Annotated in this window: 22 protein-coding genes; 16 read left to right on the top strand and 6 right to left on the bottom strand. The window is 71.6% G+C overall.

What is annotated here, in order from left to right; genetic code table 11:
• Positions 1-2: 2 nt before the first annotated feature.
• Both CLV68_RS32035 and CLV68_RS32030 read right to left on the bottom strand, forming a co-directional pair.
• Positions 3-3,446, bottom strand: coding sequence for a DNA topoisomerase (ATP-hydrolyzing) (locus CLV68_RS32035; protein ID WP_121394773.1), 3,444 nt, complete (start codon positions 3,444-3,446; stop codon positions 3-5).
• 46 nt (positions 3,447-3,492) lie between these two features.
• Positions 3,493-5,553 carry a DNA gyrase/topoisomerase IV subunit B gene (locus tag CLV68_RS32030; RefSeq protein WP_121394772.1) on the bottom strand — a complete coding sequence of 687 codons (2,061 nt, stop codon included), beginning with the start codon at positions 5,551-5,553 and terminating at the stop codon, positions 3,493-3,495.
• A gap of 591 nt (positions 5,554-6,144) precedes the next feature.
• Here CLV68_RS32030 and CLV68_RS32025 point away from each other — a divergent pair.
• The 13 genes from CLV68_RS32025 (at position 6,145) to CLV68_RS31970 (ending at position 16,229) form a co-directional block, all read left to right on the top strand.
• Positions 6,145-6,921 (top strand): lytic polysaccharide monooxygenase, encoded by a 777-nt coding sequence (locus CLV68_RS32025; RefSeq protein WP_121394771.1) that lies wholly within the window; start codon positions 6,145-6,147, stop codon positions 6,919-6,921.
• A gap of 61 nt (positions 6,922-6,982) precedes the next feature.
• The gene (locus CLV68_RS32020; RefSeq protein ID WP_121394770.1) at positions 6,983-7,624 is read left to right on the top strand and encodes a DUF305 domain-containing protein; all 642 of its coding nucleotides are present in this window, start codon (positions 6,983-6,985) and stop codon (positions 7,622-7,624) included.
• A 337-nt stretch (positions 7,625-7,961) separates the two neighbouring features.
• A complete protein-coding gene (locus CLV68_RS32015; RefSeq protein WP_121394769.1) occupies positions 7,962-8,366 on the top strand; it encodes a hypothetical protein in 405 nt (134 codons plus the stop codon).
• 193 nt (positions 8,367-8,559) lie between these two features.
• Positions 8,560-8,820, top strand: coding sequence for a hypothetical protein (locus tag CLV68_RS32010; protein WP_121394768.1), 261 nt, complete (start codon positions 8,560-8,562; stop codon positions 8,818-8,820).
• A 141-nt stretch (positions 8,821-8,961) separates the two neighbouring features.
• Complete coding sequence (locus CLV68_RS32005; RefSeq protein ID WP_121394767.1) at positions 8,962-9,285, top strand: antibiotic biosynthesis monooxygenase family protein; 324 nt, start codon at positions 8,962-8,964, stop codon at positions 9,283-9,285.
• Between the two features lie 62 nt (positions 9,286-9,347).
• Positions 9,348-10,517 (top strand): acyl-CoA dehydrogenase family protein, encoded by a 1,170-nt coding sequence (locus CLV68_RS32000; RefSeq protein ID WP_121394766.1) that lies wholly within the window; start codon positions 9,348-9,350, stop codon positions 10,515-10,517.
• Positions 10,517-11,521 carry a s-methyl-5-thioribose-1-phosphate isomerase gene (locus CLV68_RS31995; RefSeq protein ID WP_121394765.1) on the top strand — a complete coding sequence of 335 codons (1,005 nt, stop codon included), beginning with the start codon at positions 10,517-10,519 and terminating at the stop codon, positions 11,519-11,521. Before CLV68_RS32000 ends, CLV68_RS31995 begins: the two co-directional genes overlap by 1 nt.
• A gap of 86 nt (positions 11,522-11,607) precedes the next feature.
• Entirely contained in the window at positions 11,608-12,330 is a 723-nt protein-coding gene (gene mtnC, locus CLV68_RS31990) for an acireductone synthase (RefSeq protein ID WP_121394764.1), read from the top strand.
• Complete coding sequence (gene mtnB / locus CLV68_RS31985; protein WP_121394763.1) at positions 12,323-12,925, top strand: methylthioribulose 1-phosphate dehydratase; 603 nt, start codon at positions 12,323-12,325, stop codon at positions 12,923-12,925. The genes mtnC and mtnB overlap by 8 nt, the downstream gene beginning before the upstream one ends.
• Before the next feature lie 5 nt (positions 12,926-12,930).
• Positions 12,931-13,503, top strand: coding sequence for a 1,2-dihydroxy-3-keto-5-methylthiopentene dioxygenase (locus CLV68_RS31980; protein WP_121394762.1), 573 nt, complete (start codon positions 12,931-12,933; stop codon positions 13,501-13,503).
• Between the two features lie 368 nt (positions 13,504-13,871).
• Positions 13,872-14,030, top strand: a complete 159-nt coding sequence (locus CLV68_RS34420; protein WP_170224713.1) for a hypothetical protein — start codon at positions 13,872-13,874, stop codon at positions 14,028-14,030.
• 165 nt (positions 14,031-14,195) lie between these two features.
• Positions 14,196-14,903: a cytochrome P450 gene (locus CLV68_RS31975; RefSeq protein WP_121394761.1), complete on the top strand. Its 708-nt coding sequence runs from the start codon at positions 14,196-14,198 to the stop codon at positions 14,901-14,903.
• Between the two features lie 81 nt (positions 14,904-14,984).
• Positions 14,985-16,229 carry an MFS transporter gene (locus CLV68_RS31970; RefSeq protein WP_170224712.1) on the top strand — a complete coding sequence of 415 codons (1,245 nt, stop codon included), beginning with the start codon at positions 14,985-14,987 and terminating at the stop codon, positions 16,227-16,229.
• 12 nt (positions 16,230-16,241) lie between these two features.
• Here CLV68_RS31970 and CLV68_RS31965 read toward each other — a convergent pair whose 3' ends face one another.
• Entirely contained in the window at positions 16,242-17,216 is a 975-nt protein-coding gene (locus tag CLV68_RS31965) for a LysR family transcriptional regulator (RefSeq protein ID WP_121394759.1), read from the bottom strand.
• A gap of 304 nt (positions 17,217-17,520) precedes the next feature.
• Here CLV68_RS31965 and CLV68_RS31960 point away from each other — a divergent pair, with 304 nt between their 5' ends.
• The 3 genes from CLV68_RS31960 to CLV68_RS31950 all read left to right on the top strand — a co-directional run bounded on the left by CLV68_RS31960 (position 17,521) and on the right by CLV68_RS31950 (position 21,080).
• Positions 17,521-17,781: a hypothetical protein gene (locus CLV68_RS31960; protein WP_121394758.1), complete on the top strand. Its 261-nt coding sequence runs from the start codon at positions 17,521-17,523 to the stop codon at positions 17,779-17,781.
• Between the two features lie 216 nt (positions 17,782-17,997).
• Positions 17,998-20,712 carry an FtsK/SpoIIIE domain-containing protein gene (locus tag CLV68_RS31955; RefSeq protein ID WP_121394827.1) on the top strand — a complete coding sequence of 905 codons (2,715 nt, stop codon included), beginning with the start codon at positions 17,998-18,000 and terminating at the stop codon, positions 20,710-20,712.
• The gene (locus tag CLV68_RS31950) at positions 20,709-21,080 is read left to right on the top strand and encodes a hypothetical protein (RefSeq protein ID WP_121394757.1); all 372 of its coding nucleotides are present in this window, start codon (positions 20,709-20,711) and stop codon (positions 21,078-21,080) included. Before CLV68_RS31955 ends, CLV68_RS31950 begins: the two co-directional genes overlap by 4 nt.
• 38 nt (positions 21,081-21,118) lie before the next feature.
• On the opposite strand, the gene CLV68_RS31945 is transcribed toward CLV68_RS31950, so the two are convergent.
• The 3 genes from CLV68_RS31945 to CLV68_RS31935 form a co-directional block, all read right to left on the bottom strand.
• A complete protein-coding gene (locus CLV68_RS31945) occupies positions 21,119-21,505 on the bottom strand; it encodes a VOC family protein (protein ID WP_121394756.1) in 387 nt (128 codons plus the stop codon).
• Positions 21,506-21,727: 222 nt separating this feature from the next.
• Positions 21,728-22,123 (bottom strand): hypothetical protein, encoded by a 396-nt coding sequence (locus tag CLV68_RS31940; RefSeq protein WP_121394755.1) that lies wholly within the window; start codon positions 22,121-22,123, stop codon positions 21,728-21,730.
• 281 nt (positions 22,124-22,404) lie between these two features.
• Positions 22,405-23,196 (bottom strand): UbiA family prenyltransferase, encoded by a 792-nt coding sequence (locus CLV68_RS31935; RefSeq protein ID WP_246010232.1) that lies wholly within the window; start codon positions 23,194-23,196, stop codon positions 22,405-22,407.
• Between the last annotated feature and the right edge of the window lie 48 nt (positions 23,197-23,244).

Genomic DNA, 23,244 nt, shown 5'->3' with positions numbered 1-23,244 from the left:
GGTCAGGCCCGTTCCACGAGGTGGCCGATGACGTCGGGGCCGGGGTGGGCGTGGCCGGAGCCGTCGCGGCGGGGGTCGGGTTCGGGGAGTTCGACGGCGGAGCCGGTCTTGGTTGAGCCTGCTGGGCGGGGGCCGATCCAGGCCAGCACCAGGGCCGTCTCACCCTTGAGGAAGCGGTGGGCGCGGACACCGCCGGTGGCGCGGCCCTTGGCGGGGTACTCGGCGAACGGGGTGACCTTGACCGACTGGCCGGTGGAGGTGACCACCTGCGGTTCGCCGTGGTCCGGGTCGTCGATGCGGATCGCGCCGAAGAACAGGGCCTTGCCGTCGGCGGGCACGTTGATGCCCGCCATGCCGCCGCCCCGCAACCCCTGGGGCCGCACGAGCGAGGCGGCGTAGCGCAGCAGCGCCGCGTCGCCGGTCACGAACGCCAGCGTCTCCGAGCCGTCGGTCAGCCAGGTGGCGCCGACGACCTCGTCGCCGTCCTTGAGGGTGATCACCTCGAACTCGTCGGACCGCACCGGCCACTCCGGCGCGCACACCTTCACCACACCCTGGCGGGTACCGAGCGCGAGCCCGGGTGAACCGGCCGCCTGGTCGCCGAGCGGGGCGATGCCGATGACCCGCTCGCCCTTCTCCAGCGACACCAGCTCACTGGCGGCCATCCCGCCGGACACCGACACCGTGCCGCTCTGCTCCGGCAGCACCGGCAGCGGCAGCACGTCGGTCTTGAACGCCCGCCCCCGGTTGGTCACCAGCAGGACCTGCCCGCGCGCGGTCGAGTGCACCAGCGCCGCCACCGCGTCGTGCCGGGCCCGCCCCTTGCGGCTACGCCCCTCCGACGCCTCCTCCGACTCCGCCGCCGTGCGCGCGACCAGGCCCGTGGCGCTCAGCACCACCTGGCACGGGTCGTCGGCGACCTCCAGCGGACCGGCGGGCTTGGAGGCGGCCAGCACCTCCTTGAGGTCGCCGTCGATCAGCGAGGTGCGGCGCTCGGCGGTGAGGTCCCTGGCGACCTTGCCCAGCTCGGTGGACACGACCCGGCGCAGCACCTTGTCGTCGTCGAGGATCTTGGCCAGTTCCTCGATCTCGCCGCGCAGCTTCTCCTGCTCGTCCTCGAGTTCGAGCTTGTCGAACTTGGTGAGGCGGCGCAGCGGCGTGTCGAGGATGTAGGTGGCCTGCACCTCGGAGAGCGTGAAGCGGCCCATCAGGCCGGCCTTGGCCGCCGCGGCGTCGTCGCTGCCGCGGATCAGCCGGATGACCTTGTCGATGTCGACCAGGGCCAGCAGCAGGCCCTCGACCAGGTGCAGCCGCTCCTCGCGCTTGCGCTTGCGGTAGCGGGTGCGCCGGGTGACGACCTCGTAGCGGTGCTTGAGGAAGACCTCCAGCAGCGCCTTGAGCCCGAGCGTGCGCGGCTGCCCCTCGACCAGCACCAGGTTGTTGATGCCGAAGGACTGCTCCATCGGGGTCAGCCGGTACAGGTCGGCCAGCAGCGCCTGCGGGTTGACGCCGACCTTGCACTCGATGACCAGCCTCGTGCCGTTCTCCCGGTCGGTGAGGTCCTTGACGTCGGCGATGCCGGTGAGCCGCTTGCTCTTGTTCACCTCTTCGGTGATCTTCTCGATGATCTTCTCCGAGCCGACCTGGTAGGGCAGTTCGGTGACGGTGATGGCCTGGCGCCTGCTGCCCTCGAGGTGGCCGATCTCCACCTTGGCCCGCATCCGCACCACGCCGCGGCCGGTCTCGTACGCCTTGCGCACCTCGTCGAGGCCCAGCAGCATCCCGCCGGTGGGCAGGTCGGGGCCGGGGATGAACTCCATCAGCTTGTCGAGGTCGGCCTCGGGGTGGGTGATCAGGTACCGCGCGGCGGCGACGACCTCGCCCAGGTTGTGCGGGATCATGTTGGTCGCCATGCCGACCGCGATGCCCGAGGTGCCGTTGACCAGCAGGTTCGGGAACGCCGCTGGCAGCACGACGGGTTCGAGCAGCGAGCCGTCGTAGTTGGGCCGGAAGTCGACGGTGTCCTCGCCGAGTTCGCCGACGAGCAGCATCGCCTCGTTGGACATCCGCGCCTCGGTGTAGCGGCTGGCGGCGGGGCCGTCGTCGGGCGAGCCGAAGTTGCCGTGCCCGTCGACCAGCGGCGCGTTGAGCGAGAAGTCCTGCGCGAGCCGCACCATCGCGTCGTAGATCGCGCTGTCGCCGTGCGGGTGGTACTTGCCCATGCAGTTGTGCACGACCAGGCCCTCGACGACGAACGCGTGCTCGTCCGAGCCGACCTGGATGTCGTAGGTGGTGTCACCGTCCACCGGTTCGACCGACGCGACAGTGGACGACAACGGCGCGCTCGACTCGGCGGGAGCAGCGAAGTGCGCGAGGCCGGTGTGCTTGTCACAAGAGCGCACCCACGGCAGCAGCAACGCGGCCAGGGTGGCGGCGGCACCACCGGAGACCGTTATCCCGCGCAGACCCGAGCGGTCCCACTGGTCCGCGGGGATGCCGAGGTCCGCGAGCAGGCACCACACCTGGCGCAGCAACTCCGGGCGGGCGAGGCCCGCGATCTGCCCACGACCGCGCCGCACGTGCCCGGCTCCGTCGAGCAGACCGGCCAGGTAGGGCAACCAGGCCGCGCGATCAGCGAGCACCACGGCGGGGACGGTGTCGCGGGTAGCGAGCAGACCGGCGTCGGCGAAGGTGAGGATGTGCCGGTCGCGCTGGGTCGGGGTGCGGGCCTCGCGCTTGTCGCGGCGCGTGTCGAGCCCGGCGCCGATCGCCCAGCCGTGCACGTGGTCGACCGGTCCGGCCTCCAGCGACTCGACCCGCAGCTCACCGGCCGCGGTGACCGACCCGGACGCCGCGATCACGCCGAGGACGTAGGCGTACCCGTTGTCGCTGGCGGTCACCTCGCTCGCGCCCGCCCCGGCGATCGTCCGACGACCGGCGAGGTCCCTGGCCTCGACCCACTCGTGACCGGAACCCGAGCTCACCCGGAAGCGCTGACCGGGGGTGACCAACATGGTGTGGCCGCTGGTCCAGGTGACCCGCACCAGGTCCGACACCGGGTTCTCGTACACCGCCGTCACCGGTACGGGCCTGCCCGCCGGGTCGAGCACCTGCTCGCCAAGCTCGATCCCCTCGATCGGCCGCAGGCCCGACGGCGTCGACACCAGCGCGCCGCGCACGAAGCAGTCGCCGACCACGCGGGAGGACTTCACGTAGGCGTGGGTGGGCCGGTAGCCCTGCTCGTGCATGGAGAACAGGATGCGGCGGTGCACCGGCTTGAGGCCGTCGCGCGCGTCGGGCAGCGCACGCGAGTGGATCACCGAGTAGGCGTACTCCAGGTAGGAGTCCTCGATCTCGGTGCGCACCGGGTTGTCGACCACGGTCGCGCCCGCCTGGTCGAAGGCGGAGGGGTCGACCTTGGTGGCGGGGGCCTTGCGGCGGGCCATGGGCGCGGCTCTCTCTCGTGCTCTGGTGGTCGGTCGGCGCGGGGCGCTACAGGTCGATGGCGGACTGGTCGACGCGGGCGGCGGAGTCGACCAGCCAGTTGCGGCGCGGCTCCACCTTCTCCCCCATCAGCAGCTCCAGCGCGGCCTCGGCGGCCTCGGCGTCGCCGAGGGTGATGCGGCGCACCGAGCGGGTGGCCGGGTTCATCGTGGTCTCCCACAGCTCGTCGGCGTCCATCTCGCCGAGGCCCTTGAACCGGGGCACCGGCGTGACCACCTGCCTGCCCGCCTTCTGCAGGCGGGCCACGGTGGTCTCCATCTCGCGCTGGGTGAAGGTGAAGACCGTCTCGGCGCCCCGGCCGCGGGTGGTGATCTTGTGCAGCGGCGGCATCGCGGCGTAGAGCCTGCCGTCGTCGATGACCGGGCGCATGTACTTGGCGAACAGCGTGATCAGCAGGGTCCGGATGTGCGAGCCGTCGACATCGGCGTCGGCCATCAGGATGACCCGGCCGTAGCGCATCGCCGGGAGGTCGAAGGTGCGACCGGTGCCCGCGCCGAGCACCTGCACGATGGCGGCGATCTCCACGTTGCGCAGGGTGTCGGCCAGGCTGGCCTTCTGCACGTTGAGGATCTTGCCGCGCAGCGGCAGCAGCGCCTGGTACTCCGAGACCCGGGCCATCCGGGCCGAGCCGAGCGCGCTGTCGCCCTCGACCAGGAACAGCTCGCTGCGGGACACCCCGGTGGTGCGGCAGTCGACCAGCTTGGCGGGCATCGCGGCGCCCTCGAGCGCGGTCTTGCGGCGCGCGGCGTCCTTCTGCTGCTTCTGCGCGATGCGCACCCGACCGGCGTCGACGATCTTCTGCAGCACGACCTTGGCCTCGGCCTTGCTGCGCCGGTCCTCGGTCCACTCGCGCAGGTGCCGCTCGACGACGCCCTGGATGACCTTGGTGATGCCCGCGGTGGACAGCTCGTCCTTGGTCTGGGAGGTGAACTGCGGCTCGGGGATGCGCACGTGCACCACGGCGGTCATGCCCTCGAGCACGTCGTCGAGGGTCGGCATGTCCTCTTTGGGCTTGAGCAGGCCCCGCGTCCTGGCGATGGCCTCCTGCAGCGCCTTCACCGCGGCCCGCTCGAAGCCCTTGCGGTGGGTGCCGCCGTGCATGTTGCGGATGGTGTTGGTGAAGCACTCGACGGTGCGCTCGTAGCCGGTGCCCCAGCGGAAGGCGACCTCGACCTCGGCGTGCCGCTCCACCTTGGACCGCATCACGCCGTTCTCGTCGGCGGCGTTCTCCTGGTAGCTGCCCTCGCCGGTGACCAGGACGGTGCCGGACACCGCGCGCTCGCCGTCCGGGGACAGGAACTCGACCATGTCGGTAAGACCGTGCGGGTAGTGGAAGCTCTCCTCGGTGAACTTGCCGGGGTTCTCGGGGTCAGCCACGCGCAGCGCGTACTTGACGCCGGGGACCAGGAACGCGGTGTTGCGCATCTTGGCGCGCACGGCGTCGACCGACAGCGACGCGCCGTTCTCGAAGTAGCGGGTGTCGTACCAGTAGCGGATGGAGGTGCCGGTGGACTCGCCGCGGCGCATCTTGCCGACGACGTCGAGGCCGGAGCGCTTGGTGAACCTCGCCGTCGGGCCGTCGCCGTCGAACTCGCCGGGCACGCCGTGCGCGAAGGACATCCGGTGGACCTTGCCGTCGCGCCGGACGGTGATGTCGAAGCGGTGCGACAGGGCGTTGACCGCGGACGCGCCGACGCCGTGCAGGCCGCCGGAGGTCTTGTAGCCGGAGCCGCCGAACTTGCCGCCCGCGTGCAGGCGGGTCAGCACCAGTTCCACACCGGAGAGGCCGGACTTGGCGTGCACCCCGGTCGGGATGCCCCGGCCGTCGTCGTCGACCTGGACGCTGCCGTCCTCGTGCAGGACGACCACCACGGTGCTGGCGTGGCCCGCGACGCCCTCGTCGGTGGAGTTGTCGACGATCTCGGTGAACAGGTGGTTGATGCCGCGGCTGTCGGTCGACCCGATGTACATGCCGGGCCGCTTGCGCACCGCCTCCAGACCCTCCAGGTGCGTCAGGTCGTCGGCCCCGTAGAGGGTCTCGGCAGTCACTGGGTCGTTCTCCCGCTGGTGTCGTCGCCCCCGAGCCCGCGCTCGGCGTCCGCGCGGCCGGTGCCGCTCGAACAGGTGTCCCAAGGTACCGGAGGGTATCGGCCCGGCCCGACAGCCGTGGCGCACCGCGCCGGGCGGTCGGCGTGGTGGTCGCCACGCGGGCGGTGCCGGTCGATGGTCCGGCACGGATGGTCCAGCCGGGCCGCGGTGGTCCAGCCCGAGCCGCTGGTGGTCCGGTCGGGCGCCCGGGCGGCCCAGGTGGTGATGGCATGCGCCGTACGGACGCTTGACCGGGGGTTGAAACATCGGGGCGGTTGTGTGAATTTACCGCCCCGTGGCCGGTAGGCCCCGTCTTGACGGGTGATCAGACCCGCGTTTATGGTCTAGACCACAGCACAGCTACACCGTATTCACGGGGTGACGGGCTGTGACGCACCACCGCTTCGACCAGCACCAACCCTCCGGCGTCCGGGTCCGGCCGACGCCCGACGGGTGGCAGGCGTCCCTCTGCTCCCCGTTTCCACCCCTGCGCCGGTCGCTTCGTGGCGACCGGCGGAAACGCCGTCCACTCCTGTGGAGGAGCACGCAACCATGAAGCACAAGCGCAATTTCGCCGTCGCAGCGGCAGGGGCGACGATCGCCCCCCTGTTGATGGTCGCCCTGCCCGCGAGCCCAGCCTCGGCGCACGGGTACATCAGCACCCCGCCCAGCCGCCAGGCCAACTGCGCGGCGGGCAAGGTCAGCAACTGCGGTCCGGTCATCTACGAGCCGCAGAGCGTCGAGGGCCCCAAGGGCCAGAAGAACTGCAACGGCGGGCTCTCCCAGTTCGCGCAGCTCAACGACGATTCGAAGAACTGGCCCGCGGCCTCGGTCGGCAACTCGGTGAACTTCACCTGGACGCTCACCGCCCGGCACGCGACCTCGACCTGGGAGTACTTCATCGGCAGCGAGCGCGTCGCTGTCTTCAACGACAACGGCGCGCAGCCGGGCGCCACCAAGAGCCACACCGTCAACCTGGGCGGCAAGACCGGCCGGGTGAAGCTGCTGGCCGTGTGGAACATCGCCGACACCGCGATGGCCTTCTACAGCTGCGTCGACCTGCAGGTCGGTGGCGGCGGGACGACGACCACCCCGCCCACCACCACGACCACGCAGCCGACCACCACCACGACCCGGCCGACCACGACGACCACGCAGCCGACGACCACGACCACTCCGCCGCAGAGCGGCACGTGGGCCGCGGGTACCAGCTACGCCACCGGTGCGACCGTGACCTACAACGGCGCGTCTTACCGCTGCCTGCAGGGTCACACCGCGATCACCGGCTGGGAGCCCTCCAGCACCCCGGCTCTCTGGGCGAAGAACTGATGGCCACCCGGCCCGGGCCTCGGCGGGCCCGGGCCGGGTCCCGTCTCCCGAGGAGACCGTCTTGAAACGTCCGCTGATCCTCGCCGCCTGCCTCGCCCTGCTCGCGGGCTGCGGCGGCTCGGGGCACGACGCCGCGCACACCGGTCACGCGGGCCACGAACTGGCCCCCACCACCCCCGCGTCCGCGTCGGCCCCCGCCCCCGCTCCTGCTTCCGCCTCCGGTGCGGCCCCCGCCGTCGGCGACTACAACCTGGCCGACGTGATGTTCCTGCAGATGGCCATGGCGAACCACAGCCGGGGCATCGAACTGGTCCACCTCGCGGACAAGCGCCCCATCCGCGAGGACCTGCGCAACCTGACCGCCGCCATCCGGCTGACCCAGGAGCAGGAACTCGACCAGATGAAGAAGTGGCTGACCGAGTGGTCCCAGTCCACCGACGTCAACCCCGACCCCAACGCCCACTCCCACCACGGCGGCATGCCGGTCACCGACGCCGCCGCCCTCGCCGACCTGGCCAAGCTCCCGGACTCCGAGTTCGAGAAGCAGTTCATCGCCCTGCTCACCGCCCACCAGCACAACGCGGTCGAGTTCGCCCTCACCGAGGGCAAGGACGGCGCCAGCGCCCCGGTCAAGGCGTTCGCGGACAAGGTCGTGAAGTCGCGGTCGGGTCAGATCCAACTGCTGCTCAAGTACCAGCAGTAGGCAGGCACGCACGGCAAGGGCGGGCTCCGCACATGCGGGGCCCGCTTGGCCGTGTGCGGGCAGGTGCCGAGAGATGCCGGTCGGCTCTGGCGGCCACTGCCGCCCCCTTGCCGTTACGGGCTGGGACAGCCGCGAACCGGTCTCAATACCCCTGGAACCGGTAGTCCATTCACCAGGAGTGGTTGTCCGATCACGCACTATGAGAGCTTCAGCGCGATTTTCAGACTTTTACCGTGACTTGGTATCCGTTTGTTGCGATCACCTGCACGCTCCGCACCGTCTGCGAAACGCAGACATCCGTCTGTGTTTCGCAGACAGCTGCCCTAGGGTGACGGCCATGGCGGACATCGAGAACCGAACCGACACGTTCCCGCCCGGCGCCGCGCGAGCCGTGGCGCGGTTGCGCGGAAAGGTCGTCCCCGGCAGTGGCCTGCACGGGGAACTGCCCGCCGTACTCGCCCTCGCGCTGTCGATCTGGCGGGCGAACACGCTCGCCTGCCGCGACACCGTCGCCACCGACCGCACGGGGGCGACCACGGCGGACACCCTGGCCGCCTTGACCGTCGTGCACGACGTGGTTCGTCCGATGATCGACCAGTTGGAATCGGAGTTGATCTCCCAGTCCCGACAGCACGGTGCCACCTGGGACACCATCGCTCCCGCGGTCGGGTGTGGCGACCGCCGGGGAGCGCAGGCCTACTCGCGCAGGCTGACCACGCGTGCTCCCGAAGACCAACTGTAGGCGATGCGCGGGGGTGCATAAGACGGAGCCATAGGGTGTTTGTGATTGCCGGTGCCTTGATCATCGAAGGTACTGTTGGCGCCGCACATCCACCGACTCGTCGACGCGACCCCACCGGGACTTGTTTTTAATAGCTATAAATACAAATCCCGGTCGTGGTGGTGTCGGTCCCCAAACACCAGGAGTTCCCGTCATGGCCGAGGTCTGCCCGAAGGCCGAGCGCAGCCAGTCCACTGTGCGCAGGCTCTATCGCCACACCGCGTGCGGTGCCTGCCTCGCGGTCCTCGTGGTCGCGGGCCACTACCTCGCGCTGGGTGAGCACGAGGGGTGGCTGAGCTGGGCGCAAGTGTGGATCGCGACCGCGCTGGTGGTCGATGTGGTGGTGCGACCGGTGTTGCGCCGGGTGTTGCCGACTCGGATCGTGATCGACTACTCGCGCAACGACGCGGGTTGAGCAGGCAGGGTGGGGGCTGGGCACCCGACTCCGGGTGGTGAACCCGGTGCCGCCGGGCGCCGCGCGACACGAAGCCAACCTGTCAGGCCACGCAGCCGGAACTGGGGCGACAGGGTGTGGGGGCGCTGATTCACTGTCCTCATGGAGCTGTCCAGCACGCCTGAGCCGCCCTACTACGCGGTGATCTTCACCTCGGTCCTCAGTCCTGACGACGAGGGCTACCACGAGGCCGCCGATCGCATGCTCGAACTCGTCGCCGCGACGCCCGGGTTCATCGGGGTCGACTCCGCTCGGGGTGCGGACCGGTTGGGGATCACGGTGAGCTACTTCGAGGACGAGGCGGCGATCGCGCGGTGGCGGGAGCAGCCGGAGCACGCCGCGACCAGGGCGCGGGGGCGGGAGCGGTGGTATGACGCGTTCGAGGTCAGGGTGGCCAGGGTGGAGCGGGCCTACCGGAGCCGCTGATCCCACATGGCGGTCGTCGCCCGCTCGACCGGCATACTCCCCGGGGAGAGCGGAGGGGTGTCATGGGGCGACAGCGGTGGGTCGAGGTGGCGCGCGGGGTGGCCGGGAGGCTGGCCGCGGACGCCGTGGAGCGGGAGCGCAAGGGGGCTGAGCCGCTGGTCGAGGTGGCCCTGTTGCGCGAGAGCGGCCTGCTGCCCCTGCTGATCCCCGTCGCGCACGGTGGGCACGGCGAGGACTGGGCCACCGCGCACGCCGTGCTGGCCGAGGTCGCCGCGGCCGACGCGTCCGTGGGGCACCTGCTCGGGTACCACTACCTGCACGTCTGGCGGACAACCCTGTTCGCGCGCCCCGACCTGACCGAGGAGCTCGACCGGGCGACCGCCGAGGGCAGGCTGTTCTGGGCCGGGGTCGCCAACCCGAGGGACGACGCGCTCGCGCTGTCCGATGTGGACGGTGGACTCCTGGTCAACGGGCGCAAGTTCTTCGCCACCGGCGCCAGCGTCGCCGACCGGCTGGTGGTCAGCGGCGCGCACGCGGACCGGAAGGTGACCTTCGTCCTCGACGCGCAGGCGCGGGGCATCCGCTACCTCGGCGACTGGGACAACCTCGGCCAGCGCCTGTCGGCCAGCGGCGGCGTCGAGTTCACCGACGTGTTCGTGCCCGCGCACGACGTCCTCGGCCCGCAACCGGCCAGGACGGACCCCTGGGCGCAGCGCGACTCCCTCGCCCCGCTCGCCTTCCAGCTCGTACTCAGCCGCGTACTCGCCGCCATCGGCCGGGGCGCGCTGGTCGACGCCGCCCGCTACACCCGTGAGACCTCGCGCGCCTGGCCCGCCTCCGGTGTCGAGCACGCTGTCGACGACCCGCACGCGCTCGCCGGTTACGGCAGCCTGCTCTCCCACCTCGAAGCCGCGGACCTGCTCGTTGACGCTGCCGCAGCCGCTTTCGCCGAAGCGGACGCCCGCGGGTTGGAGCTAACGGCGGATGAGCGCGGCAAGACGTCCATCCGCATCTCGCACGCCAAGGTCGTGACCTCCGAGCTCGCCGTGGAGATCACCAGCAAGCTCTTCGAGTTCACCGGCGCCCGCGCGACCGGCGCCCGGCACGGCATGGACCGCTACTGGCGCAACGCCCGCACGCTCACCCTGCACGACCCGACGGTCTACAAGGCCGCCGAGGTCGGCAGGCACCTGCTGACCGGCGAGTACCCCAGCCCGAACGGCTACAGCTGATGCCTCGCCCTACCTTGGACGAGAGCGTCATCCTGGAAGACGACGCTGTGGCCATCCTGGACCGCCGCCGGTTCCCGTTCGAACGCGTCTGGGTGCGTTGCGCGACGGTCGACGAGGTAGCGGTAGCGATCGAGGACATGGTCACCCAGTCGTCCGGCCCGTACTTCGCCGCGCTGTTCGGCATGGTCCTAGCCGCCCGCGACGCCGCGCACCTACCTCCCGCTGACGCGCGCGCCGCGCTCGACAGGGCCGGGGGGCGTCTCATCGCGAGCCGCGCGACCAACAACCACCTGCGCAAGGCCGTGGCGGCAGTCCTCTCAGAGGTAGACGGTCCTATCACCGGCGAGGAGTTGGTCGCCGCGGCTACACGTGGAGCCGTAAAGGGCGATGAGGCGTACCGGGCCAAGAGTCGGGCTCTAGGCGAGTACAGCGCCAAACTGCTCCCCGACGGCGCCCGCGTTCTTACGCACTGCTGGGCGGACGCGTACCTCATCGAGACCGTCGCCGCCGCCGGTCGGCTCGGCAAGGACGTGTCGTTCTTCTGCACCGAGACCCGCCCGTACCTGCAAGGCGCCCGGCTCACCGCCGAGACCCTGGCCGAGATGGGCGTCGACACCACGCTGATCACCGACGGCATGGGCGCGTCCGTGCTGCAGAGCGGCGCGGTCGACGTGCTGCTCACCGCCGCCGACCGGGTCACCATGGACGGGCACGTGATCAACAAGATCGGCACCCTCGGCCTCGCCGTCGCCGCGCACGCCTTCGGGGTGCCGTTCCTCGCCCAGGTCCAGGCGCCGGACCAGGCCGCGCCCACCGCGGCGGACGTCCCGATCGAGTACCGCGACGGCAGCGAGGTCCTGCACACCCTCGGCGTGCGGACCGCCAGCGACAAGGTGCGCGGGCACTACCCGGCCTTCGACGTCACCCCGCCGCGGTTCGTCACCACGATCGTCACCGACCGCGGCCCGTTCGACCCCGACGCCGTGGCCGACTACCACCGCTAGCGGAGTCGGTACCGTGGTAGCTGAAAACCGTTGCCACTAACATCGTGGCTCGTCCCACCGCACCACCCAGTCCAGAGAGAGGCACCGTGACCGACACCCTGTCCGCCCAATGGGTCGTGCTCGACATCGAGGGCACCCTGATGCCGACCGCGGGCGTCCACGTGGTGCTCTACGACTACGCGCGGCCCCGGCTCGGCCCGTGGATCGACGCGCACCCGACCGACCCGGTGGTCGTCGCCGCGGTCGCGCGGACCAAGACCGAGGCCGGGTTGCCCGCCGACGCCGACACGGCCGCGGTGGTGGCGGTGCTGCACGGCTGGATGGCCGCCGACCGCAAGGCCGCGCCGCTCAAGGAGTTGCAGGGGCTCATCTGGCAGGACGGCTACGCGCGCCGCGACCTGGTCTCGGAGTACTTCCCGGACGTCGTCCCCGCGCTGCGCGGCTGGGACGAGGCGGGCCTGAAGCTGGCCGTGTTCTCGTCCGGGTCGGTCGCGGGCCAGATCGCGTCGTTCTCCACTACGACCGAGGGCGACCTGACGACCCTCTTCCGCCACCACTTCGACACCGTGAACGCCGGGCCCAAGCGCGAAGCGGCCTCTTACGCCGCCATCGCCGAGGGCATCGGTGGACCTACCCCGCCGCGGATCGTGTTCCTGTCGGACGTTCCCGCTGAGCTTGACGCCGCCGCTGAGGCCGGGTGGCAGACGGTGGGGCTGGCGCGCGCCGGTGAGCCGTACGCGGACGCGGACTTCGGCGACCACCGCGTCGCGAAGTCGTTCGACGACTTCCGGATCGTGCCCGATGCCTGACCTTGTCACCGCCGGTCAGGCGCTCGCCGCGGAGTCCGCCCGCTACACAGCCATGGGCTGGATGCGCGGCACCTCCGGCAACCTCTCGGTGACGCTAGGCCGTGATCCGCTGCGTCTTGCCGTAACCGCGAGCGGGTTGGACAAGGGCGAACTGACCGGGCACGACGTCGTCGAGATCGATGGCACCGGGGAGGCGTTGCCCGGTCAGCGACTGCGGCCGTCCGCGGAGGCCGGGCTGCACGCGCGGATCGCGGCGGTCGCGGGCGCCGGTGCCGTGGTGCACCTGCACATGCTCGCCCCGGTCGTCGCCGCGGAGCGCTGGCCGGGCGGCATCGAGCTGCGCGACCTGGAGATGCTCAAGGGCTTCGGCCGCCGCGCGCACGACGACCTGGTGACCGTGCCGGTCGTGCCGAACTCCCAGGACATGACCGTCCTCGGCGACGCGTTCGAGGCCGGGTACGACCCGGCCACCCCGGCACTGGTGGTCGCCAGGCACGGGGTGTACGTGTGGGGGGACGACCTGCTCGTGGCCAGGCACCGCGCCGAGTGCCTGGAGTGGCTGCTGCGGTTCACGACCGCCATCGCGGAAGGGTGAGACCCATGACCCAACTGACCATCTGGGCCGACGACGACCCGGGCACCGTCCTGACGAGCACCCGCGACGAGGCCGAGATCGGGTCGACCCTCGGCGCGCTCGGCGTCCGCTTCTCCCGCTGGCCGCTGGTGGACCTGCCCGCCGAGCCGACCTCCGACGAGGTCATCAAGGCGTACCAGACCCACGTCGACGAGGTCTCCACCCGCGAGGGCTACCACTTCGTCGACGCCGTCACCATGGTCCCCGAGGACACCGACGCCTGGCGCGCCACCGCCGCCACCGCCCGCGCCAAGTTCCTCGCCGAACACACCCACGACGACGACGAGGACCGCTTCTTCGCCCGCGGCTCCGGCATCTTCTACCTGCACATCGCGGGCAAGGTCCACGCCGTCCTCTGCGAGGCGGGCGACCTGCTCAGCGTCCCCGCCGACACGACGCACTGGTTCGACATGGGCACCAACCCCGCCTACGTCTCCATCCGCTTCTTCCACGACGACAACGGCTGGATCGCCAACTTCCTGGACGACTCCATCGCCCACCACTTCCCCACCTACGACCAGATCACCGCGCGGCCGTAGCTGGGCGGAGCGCCAACGGCTCCTCGACCGACCCGCACGCAGAACCCCGACCACGTCGGGGTTCTGCTTTTTTTCGTGATCGTTCGCCCAATCATCGCCTGGTACCTCAACACCCGGTGAGCACCGAACCACGGCTGGCGCCTGTGGGGTAACCGCTCGCGCACCGTCGACCGCCACGCATTCGGGCGCGTTCCGGTGAATCCGGAAATCATGTTCTCGATACCGGCGGTTGGCCGCAGGAGCACCAAGATGAATCACGGCGCTGGTCGGGTTGCACGCGACACAGTGGTGACTCCTCGAGCGAGGACAGTCACTTCGGATCCGCTATCCCTGGGGAGCAACAATGACCGCGCAGATGATCGACGAGCGTGTCTTCGAGGGGTGTCGACGCGCTGCTGGACGACTTCGTGGTGATCACGGGCGAGGACACCTTCGTGATCACCTACACCCCCGACAGCCGCGAGCCGGCCGCCTGGGTCGCGCTCGGCCTCAAGCACCGCGGCGTCACCGCCGCCATCGTTCCGTAGCACGTCCGCCGATTTCTTCACCAAGGCGCTCAACGGCAGTCCGGTGGAGTTGTCGTCGCTCAACGCCACGTTGCTGCACCGGATCGACAAGGCCAACATCATCAGCGACCTGGGATTCGGGCAGCACAACCAGAGCTTCTCCCGCGTTGCCTACGCGGCGAGGTCATGGCCAGGCGGGACAGCACCTCGGAAGAGCGCTACCAGGCCGATGCCACGCTCCGGGACTACCTCGGCGACCTGGTGGCGGCGCGGGTGCAGGAGGCCGAGCGGCCGGGCGCCGTTCCCGGCGACCACCTGATCGGCCGGGTGATCGCCAAGAACCGGGACGCGCGCGTCCTGCGGCAGGAGGACATCGCCGCGTTGTGCCTGGCGCTGCTGAGCGCCGGGCACGAGACCACGGCCAACGTGATCTCACTCGGCACCGTGCTGCTGCTGGAGAACCCCGAGCAGCTCGCCGCGATCCTGGCCGACCCGGCCCGCACCCCGGCCGCGGTGGAGGAGATCCTGCGCCACACCAGCATCACCGACCCGAGTGGGCTGCGCGTCGCGCTGGCCGACATCGAGGTCGGCGACATGACGGTCGAGAAGGGCGACGCCGTTGTCGTGTCCACCGCCGCGGCCAACTGGGACGACAGCGTGTTCGACCAGCCGGAGAAGCTCGACTTCGACCGCGACGGGCCGCAGCAGCTGGCCTTCGGCCACGGCATCCACCGGTGCGTCGCGCAGAACCTGGCCCGGGTCGAACTCGAGGTCGTGTTCAGCACCCTGTTCGCCCGGGTTCCCGGCCTCCGGCTCGCGGCCGGTGTCGAGGAGCTGTCGTTCAAGGAGGGCGCGCTCCTCTACGGCGTCCACACACTGCCCGTCACCTGGTGAGCAGGTGCCGCCTCGGACGTCTCGCCACACCACAGAGAGGCTCGCGTGACAACAACCCCACGCCGTGACGCGGGTGCGGCCGTGATCGCGGAAGAGCCCGCCGTGCGCTTGCTGGCCCCGCTGCGGGAACGGCGCTTCGCGCTGTACCTCGTCGGTCAGGTGCTCTCCCAGTTCGGCGACGGCATCTACCTGGTCACGCTGCCGTTCGTCATGCTCAACCAGGGTGGCGGCCCGGCGAACCTCGGTGTGGTGCTGGCCTGCTACGGGGCGGCCAGGCTGGCCTTCTCCCCGGTCGGCGGCGCGCTGGCCGACCGGCTGGGCGCCCGGCCGGTGATGCTCGTCGCGGACGCGCTGCGCGCCATCGTCGTGCTCGGGTTCGCCTTGCTCGCCGCGGGTGGTCACATCCCCCTGTGGGCGATGGTGGCGGTCGCCGTCCCGTTCGGGATCCTCGGCGGGATCTTCATGCCCGCCTCGTTCGCCGCGCTGCCGCAGATCGTGGGTCCCGAGTCGCTCGCGGCGGGCAACTCCCTGATCCAGGTCACGCAGAGCACGTCGAGGATCGCCGGGCCCGCGCTGGGCGGGACGCTCGTCGGGTCGCTCAAGAGCGGTGTGGGGCTGCTGATCGACGCGATCACCTTCCTGGTGTCCAGCCTGACCCTGCTGGCGATCCGCCCGGCCGAGGACGCGGTCGAGAAGACGTCCGCGCGGCACGAGGACGAGGACGGCGACCGGCTGCGGACGTGGCGGTCGGTGCTGCGGTACGCCGTCGGCTCTTCCCTGGTGCGGATGACCCTGCTGACCACGCTCGTGTTCAACCTCGCCGCTGTCGGCCTGATCGAGGTCGCGCTGCCGGTCTTCGCCCAGGACACGCTCGGCCGCGGCGCCCTCGGGTTCGGGGTCATGATGGCGGGCCTCGGTGTCGGCTCGGTCGTGGGAGCACTGCTGGGTCCGGTGTTGCTCCGCCTGCGCCGTCGCGGGCTGATCGCGCTCTGCCTCGGCATCGCCGAAGGACTGGCCATGACGGGCATCCCGGTGGGCTCGTCGCTGGTGGTGGCGACCGCGGCGATGTTCACGGCCGCGTCCTTGCAGGGCACGGTGAACGTCTTCTCCATGACGCTGCTCCAGCGGGCAGTGCCCGCCCGGGCGCTGGGCAGGGTCATGAGCCTGCTGGTCACCTGCGCCGGTCTCGCCTACCCCGCCTCGGCGTTGCTCGCCGGGACCGCCCTGGGCGCGGTCGACCCGCACGTCGTGATCATCGTGGCCGGACTGGGCGTGTCGGCGGCCTTCTCGGTCGGGTTCCTCAGCGGGCCGTACCGGAACCTGTGACCCGGGACCGGCTCAGCCGGTGAGGGCCAGGGAGCGGCCGCGGTCGAGCCACCACTGGTCGTAGGCGGGGTTGCAGCCGAGGCGGGCCTGGAAGGTCGAGTGGACCTGGTGGTGGATCTCCTCGATGTGGGCGGCCACCACGGTGCCGGGGCGGTAGAAGAGGCGGAGTTCCTGGTGCAGGGGGTGGTCGACGATGGGGCGGATGACCACCGAGCCGGGGCGGTCGCGGCTGCTGGCCAGGGCGGGGCCGATGGCGAGCTTGGCGTGGACGAGTTCCAGCAGGGTGGCCAGGCACTGGGTGCTGTGGGGTTGGTCGAGCACCACGCCGTGGTCCCGGCAGACCTGGGTGACGTAGGCGCCCCAGCGGGTGGTGCCGGGGGGTTCGTCGACCCAGGGGTGCTCGGCCATGTCGGCCAGGGAGATCGCGGGGAGCGCGGCGAGCGGGTGGTCGTGGGCGAGGGCCAGGAAGACCGGTTCCTCGGGGTGCACGACCACGCTGCGGACGGTGGGGGGTTGGGCGTGGCCGGAGAGGGGCGCTCGGTAGACCAGCGCGAGGTCGAGGGCGCCGATGGCGACCTTGTCGATGCTGATGCGCTCGTCGAAGTCCTCCTGCAGGCTCACCCCCGAGCACCACGGTTGGTCGCGCAGCCAGCGGCTGATCTCCACGTGCAGGAAGCCGCAGTAGCCGCCGACGCGCAGCGGGTCCGACGGCAGGCCGCGGCGGGCCCACTCCCCCACCCGGTCGGCGATGGCGGACATGCCGCCGAGCACGACCCTGGCCTCGGTGAGGACCTCGGCGCCCAGCGGGGTGGGCAGGCAGCCGTACTCGGCGCGGAAGAAGAGCCTGCCGCCGATGTTGCGCTCGATGCGTTGCAGCAGGCCGGACAGGGCGGGCTGGGACATCCCCAGGCGGCGGGCGGCCTGGGTGAGGCTGCCGGTCTCGTCGATGGCGGCAAGCGCGCGCAGGTGCCGGATCTCCAGCTCCACGGGTCCCTCCGCATCCCCACCGCACGACCGGCGGTCCAGCGACGGTACCCCTTGCGCGCGCGAAAGAGGAAGGGGTCACCGGTTGGCGACACCTCCCCCGCCGCGCGGCAACCGGGTGGTCTCCGGGGCGTGCGGTGACCGTCCCCGCCCGACGCGGTGGTGAACCGACGGTAAACCCGTTGTGATCAGCGCGAACAGATCCCGGATGGCCATAGCGGCCACCCGGACCGCGGCGGACACGATCGGAGTAGCGAGCCGAACCCGGTTCGGCCGATGGAGATCATCCGCACTAACCTTGGCGGGTATGGCGGGCGTGGAGGAGATGCGTTCCTGGGTCGCGGTGGCCACGGAGAAGGCGCGGTCGGGGATCGCCGCGATCGCGCAGGCGAGCCTGGAGCTCGACGAGGCGCGCGGGGCGTTGGCGACGGCCGGATCCGGGCGGGAACCGGCGGAGCTGGCCCGGTCGCAGAGCCTGCTCGCCGAGGCGGGCCGGTCGCTGGCCGAGGCGCGGGACTCCCTCTACGCGAGCATCGCCGCCGCCGAGAGCTACCTGGGCGGGCGCTGAACCGGCGCGACCGGCGCCGCGCGGGAGCGCGTGCGCGATGATGCCGGGGACGACGCGCGACACCGCCGTGGTCCCCCGAACCACTGACCGACACTGGCACAGCAGGCACGACTCGCACGGCAGGCACGACCCGCACGGCAAGCACGACTGACACACCTGGCACGACAACGAGGACCGGGCCACGAGCACCGGCGCGACGAGCTGATGGGGCCCTGGATGCTGGGTAAGCGGGAACGCAGGCAACGCGCCGAGAACGCGCTGGCGCGGTTGCGTTCGGTGCTGGGCCTGGCCCTCGGGGCCGCCGCGGGCGCGCACGAGCGGGCCGCGCTGCTCAAGCGGCAGTTGGAATTCGAGCGCTCGGTGCAGCGACTCGGCCTGGCCAGGGCGAGCCGGGACCGCGAGGTCGCCGAGCAGGTGACCGACCCCGACCTGGCGCCGGTGTGGGCGCGGATCACCGGGGAGCGCGACGACAGCTACGCCCAGTGGCGCCGTGAAGGCCAGGGCGCGGTGCGCGCGCTGGTCGACGCGGAGACCCCCGGTCCGTCCGGGCGGCCGTGGCAGGACTGGCTGGGGACGCTGGGCACCGACCTCGGGGTCAGCGCGCCGCGGCTGTGGCGGATCGGGACCGCGCACGTGGAGCACGAGTCGCCCGACGACGGGTTCCCGCTGGCGGTGCCGCTGCTCGAACACGCCCACCTGCGGCTGAACTCCGCGCGCGGGACCAGGGCCGCGGTGGACAGCATCGTGGAGACGGTGCTGCTGCGGATGATCAGCACGTTCACCCCCGGGCTGGTCCGGCTGCACCTGTGGGACATCGGGCACCTCACCGGCCCGCTGCCCAACCTGCACCCGTTGACCGCGGCCGGGTTGCTGGTGGTGCACGACCCGACCCGGCTCGACGACCTGCTGGCGCTGCTGGCCGGGCACATCCGCAAGGTCCACGCGAACGCGCTGCGCGCCGGGCGGACCACGCTCAAGGACGCCTGCCTGGCGGCGGGGCGCCGGGTGGAGCCGTGGCGGGTGGCGGTGCTGTTCGGCAACGGCGAGCGGCTCGACGAGGAGCAGTACCGGGAGCTCAACCGGATCGCCCGCACCGGGCCGGACGCGGGCGTGCACCTGATCCTGGTGGACATGCCGGTGTCGGCGAGCAGTCCACTGGAGACGGTCACCTTCACCGACGCCGAGGTCGCCACCTCCAGCATGACCGGCTCCGGTGTCGTGGTGCGGGCCGACCCGCCGGTGTCGCCGTCGGTGGCGAGCCGGGCGGCGGCGGCGATCCGCGACGACATGGTGGTGCGCCGCGGGAAACCGCGCTCGTTCCACGACCTGCTGCCCCGCGCGCTCGGCCGCGACAGCTCCCGCGAGGAGTTGCGCACGGTCATCGGGTTCGACGAGGGCGACCCGATCGAACTGGTGCTGGGCGACGCGACCCCGCACGCGCTGGTGGCCGGGCCGAGCGGGTCGGGCAAGACGAACCTGCTCTACGCGATGCTCGGCGGGCTCGCGGCCAGGTACTCGCCGGACGAGCTCGAGCTGTACCTGTTGGACTTCAAGGAAGGCGTGTCCTTCGCCGGGTTGACGCCGGGCACGAAGGACCCGAGTTGGCTGCCGCAGGCGCGGCTGGTCGGGGTGAACGTCAACACCGACCGCGAGTTCGGGTTGGCGCTGCTGCGGTACCTGGCGCGGGAGCTGGCCAGGCGCGCGGAGGCGGCGAAGCGGCAGGAGGTCACGAAGCTGGCCGAGCTGCGCGACGCCGAGCCGGAGGCCAGGTGGCCGCGGGTGGTGGCGGTGATCGACGAGTTCCAGGCGCTGTTCTCCGGCCGCGACCAGATCACCCAGCAGGCCGCGGCGCTGCTGGAGGACGTGGCGCGGCGGGGCCGGTCCCAGGGCATCCACCTGGTGCTGGCCAGCCAGGACATCGCGGGCATCGAGGCGTTCTGGGGCAAGCCCGCGGTGTACGACCAGTGCACGCTGCGCATCGCGATGCCCAAGGCGAAGCGGGTGCTCTCGCAGGACAACCTGGCGGCGAACACGCTGCCGCGCTGGCACACCGTGATCAACCACGACTCCGGTGTGCCGCACGGCAACGAGGTCGCGCACGTGCCGGACTCGTCGAGCCGCGGCACCTTCGACGAGCTGCAGCGGCGGCTGTGGCGGGAGACCCCGTCCGTCGCGCCCCGGTTGTTCGACGGCGCGCACCAGCCCGCGTTGCTGACCGCCGCCGGGTACGTGGCCGGGCAGGCACCGCTGCTGGGGCAGATCATCGACGTCGAGGACCGGGCGGCGGTGCTGCGGCTGGAGCCGGTGCCCGGCCGGAACCTGGCGGTGCTGGGCACGGCCCAGGACGACGCGCTGTCGGTGATGGCCAGCGCCGCGCTGTCGCTGGGTCGGGCCACCGAGCCGCGCTCGTCCGAGTTCGTGCTGCTGTGCCCGGTGAAGTCGTTGGAGGCCAACGTCACCGCGGTCGTCGAGGCGTTGCGCCGCATGGGGCACACCGTGCGGCTGCTGCTCGACGATGCCGTCGTCCAAGCCGTGCACGAGGAGACGGCAGGCAAGCGGTTCGTGTTCTTCTGGGCCGTCGACGCTGCCACGCAGTGGTTGGAGCACAAGGAACTCGGGGCGCCCCGCAGCGGGCTCGACGCGTTCCGGCTGATGCTCAAGCACGGGCCGGCGAACGGCGTGCACACCTTCGGCTGGTGGCGGGGCGTGGCGCGGCTCAAGGACACCCTCGGCTTCGGCGGCAACGACGACGTCAGCGCCTGGGTCGCCCTGGACGTGCAGGGCAGCGAGCTCAACCAGCTGGCGGCCGGGCAGCTGGTCGACTGGTCGCCGCGGCCGAACCGGGCCGTGTTCTTCGACCGCACCACGCACAGCCGCCCCGACGTGCTGATCCCGTTCGACACCGCGAGCGCGCTGGAGGCGACGTCGTGACCGCAGACCCCGTCGACCCGGTCGCCCGGTACAAGGAGCTGCTGGAGACCGCGCACCACGCCGCCCGCGCGCACTCCGAGCACGAGCGCAGGCGCGCGGTGGAGCTGGTGGCCGAGATCCACGCCGCCGACGACCGGGTGAAGGCGGCCGCCGAGGCGCAGGCTCAGGTCACCGGCGAGATCAACGGCTGGTGGCGGCAGGTCGTGGCCACCGTCGGCGAGCTGAAGTGGCTGACCACCACGCCGCGGCCCGCGCCGGACCCGGCCGGGCGGCCGGAGCTGCTGCGCGAGTACCTCGGCCAGATCGAGCCCGCCACCAAGGAGTTCTACGCCGCGCTGCGCAAGGCGACCTGGCCGCGCCGCCGCTGAGCCCGCTGGGGCCTGCCGAGTCCTGGCGGTGCCGGGTCCTAGTGGTGCTGGACGATCTGGATCAGGTTGCCGCAGGTGTCGTCGAGCACGGCGGTGGTGACCGGGCCGAACGCCTGCGGCTCCTGGGCGAACCGCACGCCGAGCCCCTGGAGCCGGGCGAACTCGGCCGCGACGTCGTCCACCTGGAACGCGGTGAGCGGGATGCCGTCGGCGAACAGCGACGACTTGAACGCCTTGGCCGCCGGGTGGCGGTCGGGCTCGAGCAGCAGCTCGGTGCCGTCGGGGTCCTGCGGGGACACCACGGTCAGCCAGCGGTCCTCGCCGAGCGGCACCTCGACCTTCTTCACGAAGCCGAGCACCTCGGTGTAGAAGCGCAGGGCCTTGTCCTGGTCGTCGACGTAGACGCTGGACAGGTGGATCCTCATGGGTGCTCTCCGGTGGGTCGGACCTGGGCGGGCACGTCACGGTACCCGGCGGCACCGACACCGCCCGGCGGTCCGCGGGCAGGCGCGTAAAAGGCCCCGCTCCCGGGCCGGGGGGCCAGGAGCGGGGCCGCGGGCCCGCGGTGCGACCGGGAGCATCGGGGTCGCGGGCCCGGGGTGGCCACCCGGCCGCGCGGGGTCAGGGCGCGGCAGGGTGGCTCGCGGTCACGGGTGCAGCAGCGGGAGTTGGGGGAACGGGAACGGCAGGGGGATCAGCGGCAGCTGCGGGGGGCGCAGCTGTTCGATCAGCGCGGCCAACAGGTTCAGCAGGCCCGGCAGCAGCGCGGTCACCACGCTGATCGGCAGGTCGGCGGCGGTGCTGACGAATGCCTGGGTGTTGGCGAGCACGTGCAGCGCGTCCTGGCTCTCGGTGACCTCGCCCAGGTCGTCGAGCACCGGCGGCAGCGTCGCCAGGACCTGGTCCACCTGGGTGGCGGTGGTGGCGGCGGCCAGTTGACCGGCCAGCCGGTCGAGGTCGGTGACCGGGTCGGCGGTGGCGGGGACGGGCAGCAGGGCCAGGGCGGTGGCGATCACGACGGCGCGCGTCGCGGGGATCCTCATCAGGGGGGCGCCCTTTCTGGTCGGGTGAGCGAGGTACTCGGGCTGCCCCAAGAGCTAGCAGCGCGCCGCGGTGGTGACCAGTCCTGGAACATGGGTGTTGGCGCAAGCACATAGCTGAACCTGGCCCCACCCCGGGTCGACATAACCGCTGGTCAGCCCCATCGGGGGCGCGGTGCCCGGGTGGGGCGGCGGGGGTGGACACGCTGCGCTGCCGTCGACCCCGCGATCGGCGACACCCGCGTCGATCGGGTGAATTCGGGCGCGTCACCCGCCCGTGCGGCCTATCCGGCGACCAGGACCGCCGCGTCGAGGACCGCGACGACGAGCATCGCGTGGAAGGTGGCGCGGGAGCCGGGGCGTCGGCCGAGCGCGAGACCCACGGCGGTGACGATCACGGCGGCGCCGAGCGCGAGGAAGCCGAGCACGGTGGGTAGTCCTGCCACCAGGGTGGCGGACGCGGCTAGGACTAACAGTGCCGCTGCCACCCGTGAACCAGTGGGCCCGATCCGGTGCGGTAGTCCCACCACTCCGGTGCGGCGGTCGTCGGCGAGATCCGGGAGGACGTTCGCGAAGTGCGCGGCGCTGCCCAGAAGGGACGCGGTTGCCACTAGCCACCACGGTGGCCAGTACGGCGACGGCAGGCCGAGGGTGACGAACGCGGTCAATAGTCCGAACGACACGGCGTAGGGAACGAGAGAGAAGGGCGTCGCTTTCAACCGGAGGTCGTACGCCCATGCCGACATGAGCGCGACGACGTGCGCCGCCCCGGCGACAGGTCCGGATAGGAACGACAGTCCGACAGCGGCCGTAGCGCTGATAAGGACCAGGGTTCGCACCAACGACCTCGACACCGTCCCGACGGCGACAGGCTTGTCAGTTCTACCGACTCGGGCGTCCCGCTCGGCGTCCACCACGTCGTTGAGCCACCCGACCGACAGTTGCCCGGTGAACACCGCCGCCGCGACCGCGACCGCTCCCCACGGGGTCTGCCCCAGCCCGATCGCGAGCCCGGTCGCGGCGAGGGTCACCGCGACGGCGGGTTCCGGGTGGGCGGCGCGCAGCAGCGGGATCACCGGACCAACGCTACGCAGCACAGACCTGTCGAGCAGGCCGGACCTGTC

This window comes from Actinokineospora cianjurensis, assembly GCF_003663795.1.
GTDB lineage: Bacteria > Actinomycetota > Actinomycetes > Mycobacteriales > Pseudonocardiaceae > Actinokineospora > Actinokineospora terrae.
The sequence above is the reverse complement of the archived record's forward strand: the minus strand, read 5'-3'. Positions and strand labels throughout refer to the sequence as shown.